The following is an 18,570-nucleotide window of genomic DNA, read 5'->3' as shown; positions in this document are numbered from 1 at the left end:
TGTTTCACTACTATCAACTATAATGGGTAGCGCTTGACCCTTTCGCCTTATAAAGAATATTTCAAATTTATAGGCTATCTATTGACAATGACTTCCTGTGCCACTTATCATTGATTGCGAATGATAATCACTGATAATTCATTCAAATAGTAGATTTTTTCTACTTTAAAGAAAATGATTAGGGGGGTAATAACATGATTATTGTTACAAATCGTATTCAAGTAAAACCCGGCTTTGCAACGAAAATGGCACCTAACTTTACAAAACCAGGTCCTCTACAAAAGTTCGAAGGTTTTCATAAAGTAGAGGTGTTAATTTCGACAGATGATCCTACATATGACGAAATGAGCGTCAATATGTATTGGGAAACAAAGGAACATTTCCAAGCTTGGAGAAATAGTGATGCCTTTGCAGCAGCACACCATCGTCCTGAACCAGGATCTGAAGGCGCAAAGCCTGAAAATAGTCCGCTCATTGGCAGTAAAATAGTTGTTGCTGAGCTTGCATCTTCCATTGAAGCATCACACTAATCACTTATTCGAATCCTGTTAAATCATCTTCTGATTCTATCTAAAAAAGCCTTGCATATTTGTCTAAATATGCAAGGCTTTTTATTGGGGAATGTAAAATTGTTCCCTTATTGAAATAAAATAACCAATACATAACCAAGAACGGATAAACAAACCGAACCTATCAATCCTGCAATAAAGGCTTTAAGACCTAATTGTTTAAATGTTTTTATTTCTACGTTCAAGCCCAAACCAGCCATCGCCATAGCAATTAAAATATAGGCGCAGTTCACGATAGACTGAGCAATAGCAGGTGGTACAATACCAAGCGAATTAAGGGCACTCATCGCTAAAAATCCTAGGATAAACCATGGAATAATGGACAGGGAAAAAGCCTTTTTCTCTTGTCCGTTCTCACTTCTTTGATACCAAATACCAATTATTATTGCAACTGGTACAAGCAATGCTACACGAGTAAGCTTAACAATTACCGCTATATCAACGGCTTCATTTCCACCAGCTGCTGCTGCGGCTATGACATGGGCAATTTCATGCAATGTGCCACCTGCAAAAATACCATATTGCGTCGGTGATAATCCAAATAACGAATACAGCATGGTGTAAACAAGTGTAAATACTGTTCCAAGTAATGCTACAATCGCAGCACCTACCGCCGTTTCTTTTTCATTTGCTTTAATTTGTGGTGCGATGGCAACAACTGCTGCAGCACCACAAATGGCTGTTCCACACGCTGTTAAAATACCGAGCTTTTTTTCTACATGAAATATCTTGGTTAACCCATATACAACCATTAATGCAAACAATAAATCTATAAATGCAATAACAAAGACACTTGCCCCAGCATGATAAATATCAGCTAAATTCAAACGCATCCCCAGCAAGATAATACCAAAGCGCAATAACTTTTTACTTGAGAAGGCAATGCCTGGTTGCCATGAATCTGCTACATTGAAAGTTGCTTTCCAAGCCATACCTATAATAATCGCAATAACAAGTTGCCCTAAAATAGAAAAGAAAGGAAAGGTCGAAATATATTTGGCGATTAAGGCCATACCGAAAGTCAATAATACGCCTTTAATAAAGGGTGGTGCTAGAAACTTCTTAATCCCCTGTTGTCTGTCCATGCTGTTCACTTCTTTCGTCCTTTATGATTATTACTTTATTAAAAAGTTAATCATCAGTAAAATACATATATATAATCGCAATCATTAATATTTCTAATTATAAGGGGTGAAGTACTATGCAGTATGATGCGTTAAAAACATTTATGACACTAGTGGAAGTAAATAATTTTACGAAAGCCTCAGAAATTCTACACATATCTCAGCCAAGTGTCAGTTTACACATCAAGAATTTAGAACAAGAATTTCAAACGACTTTATTTATTCGTTCACCAAAGTTTGTACAAATAACACCTACTGGTGAAATTTTATATAAACGAGCAAAGCAAATTATGGCACTTGCAGAAGCAGCAAAGAATGATATTTTAACCTTTCACCATGCGATTCAAGGAACGCTCGTAATCGGTGCTAGTTTCACCATTGGAGAATATATTCTACCGCCAATTTTAGCCAGCCTACAGCAACAATTCCCCCAACTTGAACTACAAGTTATTATTGGCAATACTAATGAAATCATTCAATTGGCAAAGTTATTACAAGTCGATATTGGCCTCATAGAGGGACAAGCACTAGACAACGAGCTTATCATCGAGCCGTTTATGCAAGATGAATTATTTATTGTTGGTGCACAAAATCACACACTTATGAAGCAATCTAACATTACTGTTTCAGATTTACAGCAGCAAAATTGGGTCGCGCGTGAGGCGGGTTCTGGCACGCGCAATTATTTAGACCATCTATTTAGAACAAATGGCCTCCAAGTGCGCTCTTTACTGACAATCAGCAGCAATCAAGGCGTAAAAGAAAGTGTTATGCAGGGATTGGGTCTATCCTTACTATCGCGCTGTGTTATTGAGCGTGAACTTAAAAATGGCGACATTGCCATCTTGCCATTTGATGGGCAACATTTTATGCGAACTTTCTCTTATCTGTACTCACCTACCATGAAAAATAATCGGAATGTCGAAACACTCATTGAATTTATAACAAAGAAAAGCTGACCATTAAAAAAGCTTAGCTGGCTATTTCTAGTCGCTAGGCTTTTCTTAAGTTCTTCGATTGATTCTTTTACGTTCTTCCTTATTTTCAATTATCTCTACAAATTTTGTAGCCGCACGAGATAATGGCACACTTTTCAAATAACACATACCAATACTACGCTTCGGAATACTTTCTAGTAATGTAAGTTCATAAAGTAATCCTCTCTGTAAGTAATCCTTTGAAAATTCTTTCGTTACACAAGCTATCCCTAAATTACTGCGTGCAAATTCAAGGACAAGATCATGTGAGCCGAGTTCAAATTCAGGGGCGATTTGAATCCCTTTAGCAAACAAATAATTTTCCACATATTTTCGTGAATTCGATTTCTTTTCAAGAAAAATAAGCGGAAACTTTGATAAATCTTCGTAACTTAAGCTCTTTGTCTCAAGTGTTCTGTACTTCTCCCCACACACGAAAATATCTTGGACCTCTGTGCAGACGGTTAACTGTAATGTCGGATCTTCTACTGGAAAATTACAAAACCCTACATCCGCCTCTCCTGATTTAATAAAATTGCAAATTTCTGAAGTCGTACCATTAAACATTTGCAATTTTATATTTGGATACATTGTGTGGAATGCCTCAAGATAGGGCATTAAAAAGAAACGAGAAATAGTATCTCCTACACCTATCTTCAGTTGCCCTGTTGTTAAATTTTTAAATTCAAAAAGCTTTTCTTCTCCAGCAACTAAAAGACCTAAAGCCGAATTCGTATACTCATAAAGAAGACTTCCTTCTGTAGTTAGAGTGACACCTTTAGGCGTGCGATTAAAGAGACGTGTGCCAAGCTCTTTCTCTAACTGCATCATTGCCTGGCTAACTGCTGGCTGTGTCATATATAAATCCTTGGCAGCCCTAGAAAAGCTACTATTTTTAGCGACAACACTAAAAACACGGTATAAATCTAATTTCCCAATCATATAAGCACTCCTTATAGCTATTATATGAACTATTAATTTTACTTATATCATTAAACGGGCGTATAGTAAAATCATGTTGATTTTTATATAAACCTATATATTTAGAGGAGAGATTATTTTGGAACGTGTAGTTGGTACAGTCGTAAGAGGTCTTCGTGGTCCAATCATTAACGAAGGTGACAATATTGAACAAATCGTTGTTGATACTGTGTTGAATGCAGCAAAAATCGAAGGCTATTCAATTGAAGATCGTGATATCGTAACAGTAACAGAATCTGTTGTAGCTCGTGCACAAGGTAACTATGCATCGATTGAAGACATCGCAGCGGACGTAGCTGCTAAATTTGGTGATGACACTGTCGGTGTAATCTTCCCAATTCTTAGCCGTAACCGTTTTGCTAACTGTCTACGTGGTATCGCAAAAGGTGTTAAAAAAGTAGTGTTGATGTTAAGCTATCCATCTGATGAAGTCGGTAATCACCTAGTTGATATTGACGAACTAGATGTAAAAGGCATTAACCCTTGGACAGATACTTTAACAGAGGCTGAGTTTCGTGAACACTTCGGCTATAAAAAACACACATTTACTGGTGTAGATTATATTGAATACTATAAAGAATTAATTGAAGCTGAAGGCGCTGCTTGTGAAGTTATCTTTTCGAATAACCCAAAAACTATATTAAATTATACGAAGAGCGTATTGGCTTGTGATATTCACACACGCTTCCGTACAAAACGAATTTTAGCGGCAAATGGTGCTGAAAAAGTTTATAGTCTTGACAATATTTTATCTGTTTCAAACAATGGTTCTGGCTTCAATGCGGAATACGGCTTACTTGGCTCTAACAAAGCGACAGAAGAAAGCGTAAAATTATTCCCACATACTTGCCAACCTATCGTTGATGGCATCCAAGCAAAAATTAAAGAAGCGACTGGAAAAACTGTTGAAGTAATGGTGTATGGCGATGGTGCATTCAAAGATCCTGTAGGGAAGATTTGGGAGCTGGCAGACCCTGTTGTCTCTCCTGCCTTCACAGCGGGCTTAGACGGTACACCAAACGAAGTAAAACTTAAATACTTAGCAGATAACGATTTTGCTGATCTTCGCGGTGAGGAATTAAAGGCAGCTATCTCTGCGTATATCCAAAACAAAGATGAAGATTTAACTGGTCAAATGGCCGCTCAAGGTACAACACCTCGTAAACTAACAGACCTTATTGGTTCTTTATCTGACTTAACTTCTGGTTCAGGGGACAAAGGTACACCAATGATCTATATTCAAGGTTACTTTGATAACTATACAAAATAATATCCTATAACAAAAAAACTCTCGCTAATGGTCGCGAGAGTTCTTTTTTTATGGACATAATGTACGAGCAATATTTTCAAAATAGCGCACACCGTAGATAAGTGCGTCCTCATCAATTTTAAAACGTGGATGATGCAACGGATAAGCCTCACCAAAATCTACATTATGCACGCCTATGAATTGCATCGATGCAGGTACAGCCTCTGAAAAATCTGCAAAATCTTCTGTCCCAAACATCGGATCAGGTAACTCTCTTACGCCATCTTCTCCTACAATGTCACCAGCTACTCGACGTGATAACGCCGTAAGCTCCTTATCATTTGTTACAGAAGGACAGCCAAGCTCCCATTTGATGTCCGCCGTCGCCCCATGCATTGAGGCAATGCCATTAACAATTTTCTCTAAATGTTTGCGAGCATCTACACGTACCTTCGCATCTAATGATCGAATTGTTCCACCAAGTTCCGCTGTTTCAGCAATAATATTTAAAGCCGTGCCACAATGGAATTTTGCTACTGTTAAGACCGGTGCATGGATGCTTGGCACTTTACGTGAGACAATTGTTTGCAATGCCATGACAATCTCTGAGCCAATTAATAACGGATCAATCGCAACCTCAGGAGTCGAGGCATGCCCACCTCGCCCGAAAATCTTAATCTCAAAATCATCTGCTGCCGCTGTAAACTTTCCATCCTTCATCGCAAACTGACCGACTTCATAATCTGGGCTTACATGGAGTGCAAATGCGTAATCTACATTGTCCACTATACCTAAACCAACAAGTTGCGCAGCCCCACCAGGTGTTACCTCCTCAGCATGTTGGAAAACAAAACGTATTTCACCGGTGAAATCTGTTCCCCGCTCTGCTAATGCCTTTGCTGCACCAAGTAACATAGCTGGATGCGCATCATGTCCACACGCATGCATCACGCCTTGATTTTTTGATTTAAAGGGTAACTCAGTTTCCTCCTCAATCGGTAATGCATCGATGTCCGCTCGCAATAAAATGGTATGACCTTTCCCCTCCGTTTTCGTACCTCTTAAAAATGCACAGACACTCGTTTCAGTTAAACGCTTCACCTCTAAATGTGGAAATGTTAATAATTGATTATAAATGTATTGTGCTGTTTGATGTTCTTGATGTGACAACTCTGGATGCATATGCAAATGTTGTCGCCATGCGATCACCTGTTGTTCCAACGTATTAATTGCTCTCATCAGTAATTCCTCCTATCACTTCTTGGGTACATTATCTGTACTACTGTATCAAGTTAAAATGGTCCGTAATTCATGACATGTGCAATTACTAATAAAATAATCGCTAGGCCTGTTTGAATAAGGAAGTATGGAAAAACCCATTTAACCCATTTTGAAAATGGAATACCCGCTATGGCTAAGCCTGCCAACAAAACACCGCTTGTAGGAATAATCATATTTGAAATACCGTCTCCGAATTGGAAAGCCAGTACCGCAGTCTGCCTTGTCACACCAATTAAATCTGCTAAAGGTGTCATAATTGGCATCGTTAAAGCTGCTTGACCGCTTCCAGATGGCACTAAGAAATTCAAACAAAGCTGTAATAAAAACATGCCCACCGCATTAATTGAAGCCGGTAAAACGCTGACTGCATTTGCTACAAAATGCAAGATTGTATCAATGAGCCCACCTGTAGTAGTAATCACTAAAATTGTTTGAGCAAAGCCTATGATTAAAGCACCCTCTACCATATCTCTTGCACCAGTAATAAAACCTTCTGCCATTTTATTCGGGCTAAGTTTACAAATTACCGACATAATAATACTGCTTAAAAGAAAAATCCCACCAATTTCACTGATATACCACTGGAATTTTATAACACCGACAATTAATGCCACAAAATTTGCTAATAAGACAAGAAACGCTAATAAATGACGCCCACTCATTTTAAAATCCAAATCAATTTCAATAATTTCTTCTCGCTTGTATTTTCCGTATATACCTTTAGAAGGATCATTTTTTACTCTTTTAGCGTGTCTGGATATATATATGACCGTTAGAATATAAAACACAAAGAATACGATAATTCTATAAGACATGCCTGAATACATTGGTAATTCTGCTATCGTTTGAGCGACCCCGATATTAAACGGATTTGTAATCCCTGATGTAAAGCCAGTGGCTAATGTGCCTAGCATAACTATTGCAAAACCGGTAATTGCATCCATTCTAAGTGCCATCGTTAACGGAATGATGATGGCAATATACACCAATGTGTCCTCGGCTGAACCAATTAAAGTACCTAAACTAGCAAAGATTAATATGAGAATAGGAATTAACACATACTCCTGTTTCCCAAATTTAGAAGCCATTACTTTAATAAATGAATCAATCGCTCCTGTTTTTTGCATGACACCCAGTGCTCCACCAAATAAAAAGACAAATAGAATAATGGAAGCGCCTTCAAGCATGCCTAAATGAACACTTTTAAACATATCAAGGAAACCAACAGGATTTGAATCGATATAGTGGAATGATTCTGGGTCCACTACCATGCGTCCATTACTCTCCACTCGATCATACTGACCAGCTGGAATAATGTATGTAAATATTGTCATTAACAAAATGATGATAAACATTAATACAAATGCATTGATTCCCTTAATTTTTGGCTCTTCTACTTCTTGATTGTTCTGCAGATTTGTCATGTACTTTCCCCCTAACAAGTAGTAATAAAAGTATTCTCGTGACTCTGTTTCAAATAATCTAGTATTTATTCAATGCTCTTCACAAGTAGAATTTCGCTATTCACATAACCCCTAAAAACTGACTATTGCTATTTAACAACTAAACAGTATCTTTCATTGTTGAGAACTTTATACACCCCTCGTTTTTCCGTATGACGGAAATATATTCCGATAAACGGAAATACTATATGTAAAAATATAAAAAAAACAAAACTAATATGTCAATATTTTTCGATAATTCTGTATAATTAAATTATTAAACTCCTACTAGGGCAGCAAAATTCACTACATGAGGTCCAGCAAAAATGTTCGCTTTCCGATGACCGTCCATCTGCTCGCTCCTTTGCTACACTTCGTGCGGGTCTAGCATGAGTTGAAGGCACCGTACGAGGTAACCTGAAGCCATGCCCGTAAAGTCCGCCATAGCGGACATCAACGGTCCCTAGATACTTCTAATTTAAAAAGAAAAAAACTGTAAACACACTCAATGTTTGAGTTTGTCTACAGTTTGGCTGGGGTTTTAAACCCCCTTTTTTAAATATAAAATGTATAATCCTCTGGAATAACACGTTTTAAAAACTTCTTTGTACGCTCCTCTTTTGGACTGACAAATATATCATGTGGACTTCCTTCCTCCACAACTACGCCACCATCCATAAAGATAACGCGATTTGCCACATCTTTAGCAAAGCTCATCTCATGCGTGACCACAAGCATAGTCGTCCCTTCTGTGGCAATGTTTTTCATAACAGTTAGCACTTCTCCTACTAGCTCAGGATCAAGGGCAGAAGTCGGCTCATCAAATAAAATAATATCTGGGTTCAATGCAACGGCACGTGCAATACCTACACGTTGTTGCTGTCCACCTGATAGCTGACTCGGGTAAGCATTATATTTTTCTGATAGTCCCACTTTATCTAGCGCCTTTTTCCCAATATCAATAGCTTCAGCCTTTGCTACCTTACGGCCGATAATAAGCCCTTCAGTGACGTTTTCTAACGCTGTTTTATTGGTGAACAGATTATAATTTTGGAATACAAAAGCTACACGTTGACGAATCGCATGTACATCCTTCTTTTTTACATTTTGAAAATCTACATCGATATCACCAAACGTCGCATGCCCTTGGTCGGCTTTTTCTAAAAAGTTAATGCAACGAAGCAAAGTTGTTTTTCCTGAGCCACTGGGGCCTAGAATAACAACCACATCGCCCTTATCAATTGATAGGTCGACACCCTTTAAAATTTCATTGTCGCCAAATGATTTGTGAATATTTTTTATCTCTAACATGCTGAATTCACCCCTTAGGCACTCGCCATTTTAAATTTACTTAAATGTTTTTCATATCGTTTAAAAATGTATTCAACTGTACTACACAAAATTAGGTACACTATAAAAATATCAATGTATGCTTCTACGTAATTGTAGCCAACATTCGCTGCAACTTTGGCCTTCAATGTAATCTCTGGTAAAGACATTGCATAACCTAGTGAGGTTGCTTTTATGAGATTGACTGTTGCAGTACAAATATTCGGCATAGCCACTACTAACGCTTGTGGAATAATGATACGGCGATATGCTTGGAATGTTGTTAAACCAACTGCATGTGCTGCCTCTAATTGGCCTTTTTCAATGGTACCCAATGCCGAACGGAATACCTCGATTAAGATCGCTGTTGTACTAAAAGCAAAGACGATAAAAGCATACCAAATAGGGTTGATTTTATAGATATCATAGGCGATATTATATTTTTCAAATATAATTTTCAACAATAATGGAACGCTGCTGTAAATAATGAAAATCTGAATAATGATTGGTGTACCTCGTACAAAGGATACATAAATTTTCGCAAAATGATGGATAATAGGAATTTTATTAATGCGTGTTAAGGCTAGTAAAAATCCTAGTGGTATAGCAATGAGTAAAGCAACAATCGTCACAAGGAGCGCGATAGGGACACCCGATAATGCTACAAAAAATGTTTCTATCAAAAATTGATAATTCATGATTACGCCTCCTTACGTTGTTTCTAATGTTTTTTTACCCTTGCTGAAAAACTTTTCTAACATAGCAAAGAATTTTTCAATAATAATAGATAGCACCCAATAAACAATTGCAAGTGCGATATATATTTCAAGCGCATGTGCATTAATATTGCTGGCAATAATTAAATTTGCCTTCCCTACAATATCAATTAAACCAATTGTGTAAGCAAGTGCACCCTCCTGTAGCAATGCGATCATGCCATTTCCAAAGTTCGGCAATGCGATAACAAGAGCCTGCGGAAAGATAATACGACGATATGCCTGAAATGGTGTTAATCCTACACTGACAGCAGCCTCAAATTGCCCTTTATTAATCGCCAAATAGGAAGAGCGAATAACCTCGGACATGATGGCTGCGAACTGCAATGTGAAAGTAACTACGACAAAGAAGGCTGTTTCAATCGAATGTAGATTTAGGCCGAAGTTTTCTGCTAATGCGGGTACGCCATAATACACGAGGAATAATAGGACGATAGATGGCGTACACCGCATAATAGTTGTATAGAAATTTGCTGATTTTTGTAGTACTTTTAGTGAACTTAACTTTGCAGCCGCTAATAGCAAGCCGAACAGTGTGCCTAGTACTATGGAGGACCCTGCAACTAAAAAGGTAACTTTTAAAAACGGCAATAATACGGGAATAGCATTCCATATATACGAAGCATCAAAGTATTTATCCATTTCCTCACCAACTTTTATAAATGTTTATTCAATATTGCCTAAGTGCTCCTGTTATTAAGAAAGACTGCTGAGTTCACTGACTCAACAGCCTTTAAATCATTATCGATTTACGTTTTCTAACACTTCAAATAAATCACGGCCATAAAACTTTGTGCTTAAGTCACTTGTTTTCTTTTGCTCTTTAACTTGTGCTATAGCTTTATCATATGCATCTGCAAATTCTTGTTCTTTTTTATTGAACAAAGGCCATGTTTTAATCACTGCGAATTCGTTGTACACTACTTCATCTTTTAAATTATAATAGGGGCCCTCTTCTGCTAATACTTGTTGTTTGAACGGACCTTCAATCATCACACCACCGTCAACACGGCCTTCATTTACCCACTGCACGACATCCACAGTGAACGCATCTCCAGCTTGTAATTTCACTTCATTATTCGGATTTGCTTTATTGTACTCATCAATAATTGTATACTGTGCATTGTTTGCAGCAATTGGTGCTAATGAATAGCCCTTTGTTGCAAAGTCTGCCAATGTTTTTAGGCCTTCATCTTCTTTACGTAACACTAAACCTGCACTACTTAACCCTAAAAACTCTTTTGGGAAAATAAACTTTTCTGTGCGCTCTTGTGTAAAGAATGCATTTTTTACCCCAACTTGATATTTGCCTTGCTCGACACCAATCAGTAAATCATCACTTGTTGTCCCTACATATTCAAACTCGTATTCTGGTAATAGCTCATCTACAAGTTTCATTACTTCTACATCATAGCCAGTTGGATTGCCATTATCGTCAATATAACTAATAGGCTTGGATGCTTGATCATACGCAACCTTAACTGTACGAACTTTATCGCCATCTTCTGTGTCTTTATTTGAAGTTTCTCCTGAATTACATCCTGCTAAAATAGCAATTGATGCTAACCAGATAGCTGCAAATTGAAGTACTTTTTTCTTTCGCTTAAACATATGCATTTCCCCTTATTGTCAATGTTTGATCATTTATTTTCATTTAATTTCTGTTGCTCAATAGCAGCTGTTGCTAATTTGATAATTGTCATGTCATCCATCGGTGGATTATGTAATCCCGCACGCACATTTCGATAATAGCGTTGTAGTGGATTAGTAAGTTGTAAGCTTTTTGCACCTACAACACGCATCGCCTTATCTACGATATCTATAGCTAAATTCGTTACCGTGTGCTTTGCAACAGCCATTTCATTCGTTAAAGTATTCCGTCTAACAGCATCATCATAAGCTTCTGCCACTCCATACAGTACAAAGCGGGCTTGATGGAGTTTCAACTCTATATCACCTAACAGTTGTTGCACATTTGGTAAAGTACTAATTGGCGCATTTAAACTATTTGGTTGATGATGATTTGCAAAATGCAGAGCATAGTCCCTAGCCGCTTGCGCAATGCCTAAGTAAGTTGCAGGAATGTGTAAAATCCAGCCGTTTATTTTGCCACCACTTGGATGATTCGGCAGTTCAACTAAATAATCCTTAGAAACAATGACATCCTTTAACACTAAATCATGACTACTGGTGCCACGCATTGCAGACATTTCCCAATTTTCTTCAATAGAAACTCCTTGCACATCTTTATGAATGAGGAAGAAACCTATTTGCTCTTTTTCCTCAATCCAAGCAGAGGTTAAGAAGTAATCAAGTACCGGTGATGCCGTCGTAAATATTTTACGCCCATTTAAAAGCCAGCCATCTGATGTCGCCACAGCATTTGTGCCTGGACGACCACCACGTGTTGGACTGCCAGTAGCTGCTTCACTTACCGCTCTATTCACAATGGCACCTTTTTTTACTTCCAACGCGAACGTCTCCAGTAAATTATCTGACCATAATTTCTTTTCATATATTTCACCAACAACACCTAATGTCCAGCCCAAAGAAAGTGATGCATTTTCGTCATAACTAGCCAATGTTTCTTGAATGAGTACCATATCGTAAACGGATAATCCTTCACCGCCATATTCTTTCGGTAATGTCAATTTAGGATAACCAATTTGCAAAAGCAGTTTATGTGCTTCAAAAGGAAAACGAGATTGTTCATCGACCTCTACAGCCTGAGCTTTAATCTGCTCTGCAATCGATGTTAGCTGTCCCATCCAATGATGCTGTTGCTTTGTTTTAATAAATAAATCCTTCAAAAAATCTCCTTCTTCCTAAAATATATAAAACATATATATTTACTAAGAATTAATGATGTAAAAAAAACCTCTAACTACATTTGATAGTGAGATCATGTGTGGTACTGAATTTTCTGATTCATTGACATTATAATACTTTCAACATGTTAAGTTGTCAATAATTAATTACAAGTTTTTTTGTAAGTTTTATAGGTTTTAAATTGACCTGTCGTTCTTTTCAAAGAATCCGCGGGACAACAGTATGCAAAGCTTGATTTTTTACAATTCGAAATCCAGACACAATTTCCCGCGCAATAATTATTTGTTAGCTATTTTATGCACCAAGCTGTATTTACAACATATGCTAAAACTAAAGAAAGAGGTGTATGTATGACCAATATTAATCCCTCAGCAAGTATTACCTCTATTCCACAGATGTCCCCTCAAATTATTCAAACAAAATTTGGCGATATAAATGGAGATGGGTTTTTTGAAACAATATTTTTAATGGGCACTAAATCGCCTGATAGTCCACTTTGGCGAAATTTAACACTTGCTATTTTTTACGGCCCAACACGACAATTTGAACAAATAATGCTGAAAGAGAATGTGGGCTATAATCCAACTATTTTTCTAGGTAATTTTACGGGTAATCATATCGAAGATATTTTAGTTGTATCTGATACTGGCGGTAGTGGAGGTATTATCAATGGGGAAATTTTTTCATCGCAAAATGGAAAAGTGCGCTCTATTTTTGATACAGAAGCTTTTAATAATACGCTAAAGTATACTGTAAACTATGAAAATAACTATAAAGCCTCTGTCAGAAGCATGAATCCAAAAAAACTATACATTCTCGATTTGCACTATAAAGGGCAAGATTATTTAGCTGAAATTTATCATAAGGATGGGACATTGAAACAACCGATTGAAGGATGGGTCGATCCAATTAGCGGATTATACCCAATTGATTTTGACCGTGACGGGACATATGAGATTTTAGCATTTCAAGCAATAGCAGGCAGATACCACGCCGACGGTTTAGGCTATATTGAAAATGTTCTAAAATGGAATGGCCAACAATTTGTCGTTGAACGACAAACAGCCGCAATTTATGGGGAGGATTTATCGTAAATGGACTGTCCCAAAAGTAAAAACAATATGCTGATGTTTTTCTAGTTATGTTATTTTTTGATTTAAAGGTAAAATCCGCGTAGACTCCTGCCGGAAAAGCAAGAGCATGAGTCCCAGCAGGGAGCGTTAACGCGCGATGCGGCTCATGCCTTGCCCGCGGAAAGCGATGCGGATTTTTACTATATAGGCAAAAGTCGTTATTATTTGAAGGCCTTTTTAAATCAGCCTTTACGTATTATTTTTCAACTAATGCAAAATAATTATTTTCGTGATCAGCAAAATTAAAAACTCTACCCATTGGCATCGTTACTAAATCGCCAACTATTATTCCCTTTGTTTGAAAATCCTGATATAGCTCTGTTAGATTCTCTGCGTAAAACATAATAGAAGGTGTCTCTAAATTTAATTCTGGCTGCATTTTTGCAATGGCTTCTTTATTGTGAAGAACGAAGCTCGTTTGCGCTTTCTTAGATGGCGCAATTTCAATCCATCGCATCCCCGCCTCTTCCTGTTCAGCTACTACGATAAATCCAATTTTCTCTGTCCAAAACTTTACAGCGGCATCTTGATCATTCACATATAACATAACTTGTCCGATTTGTTGAATCATAATAAATTCCTCCTCCTTTGAGCATTAGTATACAACAATCTGCTAGTTATCCTTCACACAAAAAGGCTAAATCATTCAGTTTTTTTCATCATTTATTCTTTTTATCACTACTTCATGTTCATTCTTTTAGAATCACTCTTTCTAAAATAATCATTTTAAAACCATTTCCGCTTGTTTTTTGGATGACTTCTGTCATTTATGTAGCTCTTTCTCAAAATGTGTATCTACTCTATTAATTTTTGATAAAATAAGTTAGTCATATTTATTTCCTTCTAAGGAAAAGTATAGAACAATACATCATAATAATAGTGAGGAACAAACAAGTGAAACTTCTAAGTTTAAGGAAAAAGCTCATTTTTTCATTTTTGGCTATGCTTATTATTCCAACATTACTTGTAGGCATCGTTTCTTATCATAGTGCTGGAAAGCAAATTTTGAAGGAACAGCAAGCAAGCACCGCTGAAAGCATTCGCATGCTCAACACGAATATTACAAACACCATTGAACCGAAAGTTGAAGACGTTCAATATTTTACAAAAAAGCTCAATCAATCTTATTTACAAGAAAATAGGATGTCCGAGCTTAAATCGCTATTACACGAATATACCAATATGCATCCAGAGGTTGAACTCATCTATATAGGTACAGCTGATGGAAAACTATTGGACGAGCCAGCGCAAGAGTACCCTAGTGATTTTGACCCTCGAACAAGACCTTGGTATAAGCAAGCATTAGAGAACAAAGGCCAAATCACTATCACTGCGCCCTATGTCACACAGACTTCAGGTGATATTGTTATTACCATTACACAGGCTTTACAGGACGGTTCAGGTGTAATCGGGTTAGATCTCAATATTTCTACATTGAGCAACATCACGAATGATATACGCATTGGAGAAACTGGTTTTGCATCTCTTTTAGATAGCAACAAAATTTATATTGCCCAGCCCGATAAAGAAAGTGGTATGGAGGCAACCGAAACCTATATAGCAAAGATTTATGAGAAAGAGAGCGGTACTATCATTGAAAATGATCGTCAGCTACAATTTATGACTAATAAGCTAACCGGTTGGAAGGTTGTTGGAACAATGTTTTCTGCAGAGGCGACGAAGGCTGCAGCTACAACCTTTAATGTCAACTTAATCATCATCGTCGTTTCAATTATTGTTGGTGTTGTTTTTATGCTTTACATGATCCAAAGCATTGTCAAACCAATTAATCGACTAAAAGAAAGTGCCTTAAAAATTAGTGAAGGCGATCTCACCGAGTTCATTGATGTCCATTCGAAAGATGAAATTGGACAGCTTAGTCAAGCATTTATTGCGATGAAAGTTAGCCTAAAAAAACTCATTCGTAACGTTGATCAAAGCGCCAATCATGTACAAATCTCTGCACAAGGATTATCGGCAAATGCGGAGCAAAATATTGCTTCTTCAGAACAAGTTACGCAAGCCATGCAACAAGTGGCTATAAGTGCAGAAAAGCAAACAACGGGTATTGATCAAAATGCTATTTCTATTGAAGAAATCGCAAAAGGAATCGTTGAAGTAGCAGATAGTTCTATGCAAGTATCCGATCTTTCTAATCATGCCATTCAACAGGCAGATGAAGGTGGTAGATCAGTAGAACGTACCGTAAACCAGATGATTTCTATTAATGAATCTGTTACCCAGTCCGACTACATGATCAAATCTCTCTACGATAGAACAAAAGAAATTGGTTCTATTTTAGAGATTATTAGTGCTATTTCAGACCAAACAAACTTACTTGCACTAAACGCAGCTATTGAAGCCGCTCGAGCAGGTGAACATGGTAAAGGCTTTGCTGTAGTTGCAGATGAAGTACGAAAATTAGCTGAACAATCACATCAATCTGCTGAACAAATTTCTTCATTGATTACCGGGATTCAGCAAGATACTGCGAAATCTGTGCAAACAATGATAAAGGCCTCTACAGATGTTCAGGACGGTTTACAGCTCTCTCAAGATACGAGCGAAAAATTCGCGAACATCCTAGAAAGTCTACGTAATATTGCACCGAAAATGGAGGACATATCTGCTTCTGCACAGGAAATGTCAGCTGTAGTCGAAGAAGTAACTGCAACTGCTGTAGAGCTAACAGACCATGCTAAACTTAATGCTGCTGCTTCAGAGGAGGTTGCTGCTTCCACTGAGCAAACATTGTCCTCTATGCAAGAAATGGCTATGGCTGCAAAATCACTTCTAGATATGTCCGATGAATTACAAACCTTTGTAAAACGCTTTAAATACTAAAAACAAATGCACAATATAAATATAAATATAAATCTAAATAACTACTTGCAAACATTAAACATTGTTCCTATGTTATCTTTGCAAAAATCGTTTCCTTAACCAAAAGAAAGCACGATGTTCAGGGTCTTTCCCCGCTACATCGTGCTTTTTATATTATGATTAATTTCTTTCTTCGTAACTAAGTTGCCATTCAATGCCAAACTTATCAGTCAATGAGCCGTAGCATTTACTCCAAAAAGTTTCTTGTAGCTCCATATTGACCTTGCCACCCTCTTTAAGCCCCTTATAAGCTGATCGTAACTGAGCTTCATCATCCAAGACAATCGCTAATGTTACATTGTTGCCCACTGTAAACGGCGAGCCTGGGAAAGTATCCGAAAACATAACATTGCTACCCAAAATCGAAAGTCGCGTATGCATAACAAGATCCTTAGCTTCCTCTGGCAATTGATAATTTGGATTCTGCGGTGAATCACCGAATGTCATAATTTCTGCCTTGTCCGTATTAAAAACTTTCTCATAAAACGATACAGCTTCTCGACAATTTCCATTAAAAACTAAATACACCTCTACTGCCATTTCCAACACTCCTTTGTCATTTTAGAAACAATTCTATTGTACATGGAAGATGAATGATAAGCCAAATCCTACGTATATACATTTAAATTGCTTTCTAAAAATGGAGTTGATTATTATAAATCTTCAATTTTGCTATTATAAAAAGCCTTTTTAATAAACTGTAAACCGTTCTTTTCATGTACCTAAAGTAGATTTTTAAGTTATTTTGTTAAAAACTTTGACATTTCCTTAGAAATGATGTAAATTACCAAATGACGAACAATTTAAATTAATTCTTTAAAAATATTCGTATTTTAGGAGTGTATATAATGGATAACGTATTTGACTATGAAGATATTCAACTAATTCCCGCAAAATGTATCGTAGAGAGCCGTTCACAATGTGATACATCTGTCACGCTTGGTGGCCATACATTTAAGCTTCCTGTTGTACCTGCAAACATGCAAACAATCATCGACGAAAATATTGCTGTGAAACTTGCTGAAAACGGTTACTTTTATATTATGCATCGCTTCAACCCAGAAAAGCGCACAGATTTTATTAAAGATTTACAAAGCCGTGGTTTAATCGCTTCTATTAGTGTTGGTGTAAAAGAAGAAGAATATACATTTGTAGAAGAGCTAGCATCTGCTGGTTTAGTACCTGAATTTATAACAATCGATATTGCACATGGTCACTCAAATGCTGTTATTCGAATGATCCAGCATATTAAAAAGTTTTTACCGAATAGCTTTGTCATCGCAGGGAACGTTGGTACTCCTGAAGCTGTAAGAGAACTTGAAAACGCTGGTGCAGATGCTACGAAAGTAGGCATCGGACCTGGTAAAGTATGTATTACAAAAATTAAAACTGGATTCGGTACAGGTGGTTGGCAACTAGCAGCACTACGTTGGTGTGCAAAAGCAGCGACAAAACCAATCATCGCTGACGGTGGTATTCGGACAAATGGCGATATTGCAAAGTCAGTGCGTTTTGGTGCTTCAATGGTGATGATCGGTTCCCTATTTGCAGGTCATGAGGAATCCCCAGGTGAAACAATTGAAATTGATGGTAAATTAGTGAAAGAATACTTTGGCTCTGCTTCAGAATTCCAAAAAGGTGAAAAGAAAAACGTTGAAGGGAAAAAAATGTACGTAGAACATAAAGGTAGTCTAAAAGATACGTTAATTGAAATGCAACAAGACCTTCAATCATCTATTTCCTATGCAGGCGGCAATAAGCTAGATGCTATTCGAAATGTAGATTATGTAATTGTGAAAAACTCAATTTTTAACGGTGATAAAGTATACTAACAAAAATATAAGATGAGCCCAAACAAGATTTTTAGCTCGGTGCTGCACCCCAAAAGTTAGAGTAATAAATCTAACTTTTGGGGTGTTTTTGTATGGCGAAATATAGCCAAGGTTTTAAATTAAAGATTGTTCAAGAGTATTTAAAAGGGAATTTGGGGTACTTAT

The 18,570-nt window shown here is 37.2% G+C and carries 17 protein-coding genes; 6 read left to right on the top strand and 11 right to left on the bottom strand.

The window, feature by feature from the left end; genetic code table 11:
* The first annotated feature begins 194 nt into the window (after positions 1–194).
* Positions 195–530, top strand: a complete 336-nt coding sequence (locus tag C9J35_RS14140) for a heme oxygenase (protein ID WP_054767886.1) — start codon at positions 195–197, stop codon at positions 528–530.
* Positions 531–637: 107 nt separating this feature from the next.
* Here the strand turns inward: C9J35_RS14140 and C9J35_RS14135 are convergent, their stop codons facing one another.
* The gene (locus tag C9J35_RS14135) at positions 638–1,654 is read right to left on the bottom strand and encodes a YeiH family protein (RefSeq protein WP_107925040.1); all 1,017 of its coding nucleotides are present in this window, start codon (positions 1,652–1,654) and stop codon (positions 638–640) included.
* 116 nt (positions 1,655–1,770) lie between these two features.
* Between C9J35_RS14135 and C9J35_RS14130 the strand changes: the two genes are divergently transcribed.
* Entirely contained in the window at positions 1,771–2,652 is an 882-nt protein-coding gene (locus C9J35_RS14130) for a LysR family transcriptional regulator (protein ID WP_054767885.1), read from the top strand.
* Positions 2,653–2,697: 45 nt separating this feature from the next.
* Here C9J35_RS14130 and C9J35_RS14125 read toward each other — a convergent pair whose 3' ends face one another.
* Positions 2,698–3,612, bottom strand: a complete 915-nt coding sequence (locus C9J35_RS14125; RefSeq protein WP_107925039.1) for a LysR family transcriptional regulator — start codon at positions 3,610–3,612, stop codon at positions 2,698–2,700.
* Positions 3,613–3,730: 118 nt separating this feature from the next.
* Here C9J35_RS14125 and C9J35_RS14120 point away from each other — a divergent pair, with 118 nt between their 5' ends.
* Entirely contained in the window at positions 3,731–4,921 is a 1,191-nt protein-coding gene (locus C9J35_RS14120; protein WP_107925038.1) for a coenzyme F420-0:L-glutamate ligase, read from the top strand.
* Between the two features lie 48 nt (positions 4,922–4,969).
* Here the strand turns inward: C9J35_RS14120 and C9J35_RS14115 are convergent, their stop codons facing one another.
* The 7 genes from C9J35_RS14115 to C9J35_RS14085 form a co-directional block, all read right to left on the bottom strand.
* Entirely contained in the window at positions 4,970–6,139 is a 1,170-nt protein-coding gene (locus C9J35_RS14115; RefSeq protein WP_235616320.1) for a M20 metallopeptidase family protein, read from the bottom strand.
* Positions 6,140–6,192: 53 nt separating this feature from the next.
* Positions 6,193–7,605, bottom strand: coding sequence for a YfcC family protein (locus C9J35_RS14110; RefSeq protein WP_107925035.1), 1,413 nt, complete (start codon positions 7,603–7,605; stop codon positions 6,193–6,195).
* 573 nt (positions 7,606–8,178) lie between these two features.
* Entirely contained in the window at positions 8,179–8,934 is a 756-nt protein-coding gene (locus C9J35_RS14105; RefSeq protein WP_107925033.1) for an amino acid ABC transporter ATP-binding protein, read from the bottom strand.
* Between the two features lie 14 nt (positions 8,935–8,948).
* Positions 8,949–9,650: an amino acid ABC transporter permease gene (locus C9J35_RS14100; RefSeq protein WP_054767884.1), complete on the bottom strand. Its 702-nt coding sequence runs from the start codon at positions 9,648–9,650 to the stop codon at positions 8,949–8,951.
* A 12-nt stretch (positions 9,651–9,662) separates the two neighbouring features.
* Positions 9,663–10,370 carry an amino acid ABC transporter permease gene (locus C9J35_RS14095; protein WP_107925031.1) on the bottom strand — a complete coding sequence of 236 codons (708 nt, stop codon included), beginning with the start codon at positions 10,368–10,370 and terminating at the stop codon, positions 9,663–9,665.
* A gap of 99 nt (positions 10,371–10,469) precedes the next feature.
* A complete protein-coding gene (locus tag C9J35_RS14090) occupies positions 10,470–11,339 on the bottom strand; it encodes a transporter substrate-binding domain-containing protein (protein ID WP_107925030.1) in 870 nt (289 codons plus the stop codon).
* Between the two features lie 29 nt (positions 11,340–11,368).
* On the bottom strand, positions 11,369–12,538 hold the full coding sequence (locus C9J35_RS14085; protein WP_107925029.1) for an acyl-CoA dehydrogenase family protein: 1,170 nt from the start codon (positions 12,536–12,538) through the stop codon (positions 11,369–11,371).
* A 369-nt stretch (positions 12,539–12,907) separates the two neighbouring features.
* Between C9J35_RS14085 and C9J35_RS14080 the strand changes: the two genes are divergently transcribed.
* Positions 12,908–13,651 carry a YybI family spore inner coat protein gene (locus C9J35_RS14080; protein ID WP_107925027.1) on the top strand — a complete coding sequence of 248 codons (744 nt, stop codon included), beginning with the start codon at positions 12,908–12,910 and terminating at the stop codon, positions 13,649–13,651.
* Positions 13,652–13,886: 235 nt separating this feature from the next.
* Here the strand turns inward: C9J35_RS14080 and C9J35_RS14075 are convergent, their stop codons facing one another.
* The gene (locus C9J35_RS14075) at positions 13,887–14,261 is read right to left on the bottom strand and encodes a VOC family protein (RefSeq protein ID WP_054767883.1); all 375 of its coding nucleotides are present in this window, start codon (positions 14,259–14,261) and stop codon (positions 13,887–13,889) included.
* A 323-nt stretch (positions 14,262–14,584) separates the two neighbouring features.
* On the opposite strand from C9J35_RS14075, the gene C9J35_RS14070 reads away from it, so the two are divergent.
* Positions 14,585–16,534, top strand: a complete 1,950-nt coding sequence (locus C9J35_RS14070) for a methyl-accepting chemotaxis protein (RefSeq protein ID WP_107925025.1) — start codon at positions 14,585–14,587, stop codon at positions 16,532–16,534.
* 159 nt (positions 16,535–16,693) lie between these two features.
* Here C9J35_RS14070 and C9J35_RS14065 read toward each other — a convergent pair whose 3' ends face one another.
* Positions 16,694–17,113 carry a VOC family protein gene (locus C9J35_RS14065; RefSeq protein WP_054767882.1) on the bottom strand — a complete coding sequence of 140 codons (420 nt, stop codon included), beginning with the start codon at positions 17,111–17,113 and terminating at the stop codon, positions 16,694–16,696.
* A 308-nt stretch (positions 17,114–17,421) separates the two neighbouring features.
* Between C9J35_RS14065 and guaC the strand changes: the two genes are divergently transcribed.
* Positions 17,422–18,405, top strand: coding sequence for a GMP reductase (guaC, locus tag C9J35_RS14060; RefSeq protein WP_107925024.1), 984 nt, complete (start codon positions 17,422–17,424; stop codon positions 18,403–18,405).
* Positions 18,406–18,570 lie beyond the last annotated feature (165 nt).

It is taken from the genome of Lysinibacillus parviboronicapiens (genome assembly GCF_003049575.1).
Lineage (GTDB): Bacteria > Bacillota > Bacilli > Bacillales_A > Planococcaceae > Lysinibacillus > Lysinibacillus parviboronicapiens.
The sequence above is the reverse complement of the archived record's forward strand: the minus strand, read 5'-3'. Positions and strand labels throughout refer to the sequence as shown.